This is a genomic window from Thermus thalpophilus (assembly GCF_022760915.1).
In the GTDB taxonomy this organism is placed as follows: domain Bacteria; phylum Deinococcota; class Deinococci; order Deinococcales; family Thermaceae; genus Thermus; species Thermus thalpophilus.
This window is the reverse complement of record NZ_JAKTNS010000069.1, coordinates 1-3,285: the sequence shown is the minus strand read 5'-3', so window position 1 is coordinate 3,285 and position 3,285 is coordinate 1. Positions and strand designations below refer to the sequence as shown.

The 3,285-nt window shown below is 62.5% G+C and carries 1 tRNA gene and 2 rRNA genes; all 3 read left to right on the top strand.

Annotated elements, in window-relative coordinates:
• Positions 1–101: 101 nt before the first annotated feature.
• The 3 genes from L0D17_RS12910 to L0D17_RS12900 all read left to right on the top strand — a co-directional run bounded on the left by L0D17_RS12910 (position 102) and on the right by L0D17_RS12900 (position 3,285).
• Positions 102–3,000 (top strand): 23S ribosomal RNA (locus tag L0D17_RS12910).
• Positions 3,001–3,081: 81 nt separating this feature from the next.
• Positions 3,082–3,198 (top strand): 5S ribosomal RNA (gene rrf, locus L0D17_RS12905).
• 11 nt (positions 3,199–3,209) lie between these two features.
• Positions 3,210–3,285 (top strand) — tRNA-Gly (locus L0D17_RS12900).

Sequence of the window (3,285 nt, the reverse complement as noted above, 5' to 3'; positions counted from 1 at the left end):
TGGTACTCTTTTCTTTGCGCTGCCTGGTGGGCGGCGGGGGATCTTGAAAGCTGGGGTGGATGGGATAGAGGATGAGGGCCATGCGGTAGTGTGGCCTTGAGGGTCAAGATGCTAAGGGCCCACGGTGGATGCCTTGGCACCCGAGCCGATGAAGGACGCGGCTACCTGCGATAAGCCAGGGGGAGCCGGTAGCGGGCGTGGATCCCTGGATGTCCGAATGGGGGAACCCGGCCCGTGGGAACACGGGTCACCGCGCGGGAGCGCGGGGGGAACCTGGGGAACTGAAACATCTCAGTACCCAGAGGAGAGGAAAGCGAAAGCGACTCCCTGAGTAGCGGCGAGCGAAAGGGGAAGAGCCTAAACCGTCCGGCTTGTCCGGGCGGGGTTGTGGGGCCCTCGGATACCGAATCCCCAGCCTAGCCGAAGCTGTTGGGAAGCAGCGCCGGAGAAGGTGAAAGCCCTGTAGGCGAAAGGTGGGGGGATAGGTGAGGGTACCCGAGTACCCTGTGGTTCGTGGAGCCATGGGGGAATCTGGGCGGACCACCGCCTAAGGCTAAGTACTCCGGGTGACCGATAGTGGACCAGTACCGTGAGGGAAAGGTGAAAAGAACCCCGGGAGGGGAGTGAAATAGAGCCTGAAACCGTGGGCTTACAAGCAGTCGCGGCCCCTTTAGGGGTTGCGGCGTGCCTATTGAAGCATGAGCCGGCGACTCACGGTCGTGGGCGAGCTTAAGCCGATGAGGCGGAGGCGTAGGGAAACCGAGTCCGAAGAGGGCGTTTAGTCCGCGGCCGTGGACCCGAAACCGGGTGAGCTAGCCCTGGCCAGGGTGAAGCTGGGGTGAAACCCAGTGGAGGCCCGAACCGGTGGGGGATGCAAACCCCTCGGATGAGCTGGGGTTAGGAGTGAAAAGCTAACCGAACCCGGAGATAGCTGGTTCTCCCCGAAATGACTTTAGGGTCAGCCTCAGGTGCTGACTGGGGCCTGTAGAGCACTGATAGGGCTAGGGGGCCCACCAGCCTACCAAACCCTGTCAAACTCCGAAGGGTCCCAGGTGGAGCCTGGGAGTGAGGGCGCGAGCGATAACGTCCGCGTCCAAGCGCGGGAACAACCGAGACCGCCAGCTAAGGTCCCGAAGTCTGGGCTAAGTGGGAAAGGATGTGGCGTCGCGGAGACAGCCAGGAGGTTGGCTTAGAAGCAGCCATCCTTTAAAGAGTGCGTAATAGCTCACTGGTCGAGTGACGCTGCGCCGAAAATGATCGGGGCTTAAGCCCAGCGCCGAAGCTGCGGGTCTAGGGCGGATGTCCTAGGCGGTAGGGGAGCGTTCCCGATGCCGATGAAGGCCGACCCGCGAGGGCGGCTGGAGGTAAGGGAAGTGCGAATGCCGGCATGAGTAACGATAAACAGGGTGAGAATCCCTGTCGCCGTAAGCCCAAGGGTTCCTACGCAATGGTCGTCAGCGTAGGGTTAGGCGGGGCCTAAGGTGAGGCCGAGAGGCGTAGCCGAAGGGCAGCCGGTTAATATTCCGGCCCTTCCCGTGGGTGCGATGGGGGGACGCTCTAGGCTAGGGGGACCGGAGCCATGGACGAGCCCGGCCAGAAGCGCAGGGTGGGGGGTAGGCAAACCCGCCTCCCATGAGCTCTGCGTGGTGGGGAAGCCCGTGAGGGTGACAACCCTCCGAAGCCAGGGAGCCGAGAAAAGCCTCTAAGCACAACCCACGGGAACCCGTACCGCAAACCGACACAGGTGGGCGGGTGCGAGAGCACTAAGGCGCGCGGGATAACCCTCGCCAAGGAACTCTGCAAGTTAGCCCCGTAACTTCGGGAGAAGGGGTGCTCCTCGGGGTGCCGCGTGCGGTGCCTTTGGGGAGCCGCAGTGAATAGGCTCTGGCGACTGTTTACCAAAAACACAGCTCTCTGCGAACTCGTAAGAGGAGGTATAGGGAGCGACGCTTGCCCGGTGCCGGAAGGTCAAGGGGAGGGGTGCAAGCCCTGAACCGAAGCCCCGGTGAACGGCGGCCGTAACTATAACGGTCCTAAGGTAGCGAAATTCCTTGTCGGGTAAGTTCCGACCTGCACGAAAAGCGTAACGACCGGAGCGCTGTCTCGGCGAGGGACCCGGTGAAATTGAACTGGCCGTGAAGATGCGGCCTACCCGTGGCAGGACGAAAAGACCCCGTGGAGCTTTACTGCAGCCTGGTGTTGGCTCTTGGTCGCGTCTGCGTAGGATAGGTGGGAGCCTGTGAAGCCGCCCTTTCGGGGGCGGTGGAGGCGCCGGTGAAATACCACCCTGACGCGGCTGGGGGCCTAACCCAAGGGATTGGGGACAGCGCTTGGCGGGCAGTTTGACTGGGGCGGTCGCCTCCTAAAGGGTAACGGAGGCGCCCAAAGGTTCCCTCAGGCGGGACGGAAATCCGCCGGAGAGCGCAAGGGTAGAAGGGAGCCTGACTGTGAGGCCTGCAAGCCGAGCAGGGGCGAAAGCCGGGCCTAGTGAACCGGTGGTCCCGTGTGGAAGGGCCATCGATCAACGGATAAAAGTTACCCCGGGGATAACAGGCTGATCTCCCCCGAGCGTCCACAGCGGCGGGGAGGTTTGGCACCTCGATGTCGGCTCGTCGCATCCTGGGGCTGAAGAAGGTCCCAAGGGTTGGGCTGTTCGCCCATTAAAGCGGCACGCGAGCTGGGTTCAGAACGTCGTGAGACAGTTCGGTCTCTATCCGCCACGGGCGCAGGAGGCTTGAGGGGGGCTCTTCCTAGTACGAGAGGACCGGAAGGGACGCACCTCTGGTTTCCCAGCTGTCCCTCCAGGGGCATAAGCTGGGTAGCCATGTGCGGGAGGGATAACCGCTGAAAGCATCTAAGCGGGAAACCCGCCCCAAGATGAGGCCTCCCACGGTGTGAAGCCGGTAAGGACCCGGGAAGACTACCCGGTGGATGGGCCGGAGGTGTAAGCGCCGTGAGGCGTTGAGCTGACCGGTCCCAATCGTCCGAGGTCTTGACCCTTTTGCCCTGATGACCACCCCAGCTTGGATCCCCTGCCGCTTGAAGGCGGCGTGGGATTTTGAAAAACAAAACACGAGAATCCCCCGTGCCCATAGCGGCGTGGAACCACCCGTTCCCATTCCGAACACGGAAGTGAAACGCGCCAGCGCCGATGGTACTGGGACCGCAGGGTCCTGGGAGAGTAGGTCGGTGCGGGGGATTTTTCCCTTGCGGGAGTAGCTCAGTTGGTAGAGCACGACCTTGCCAAGGTCGGGGTCGCGGGTTCAAGTCCCGTCTCCCGCTCCA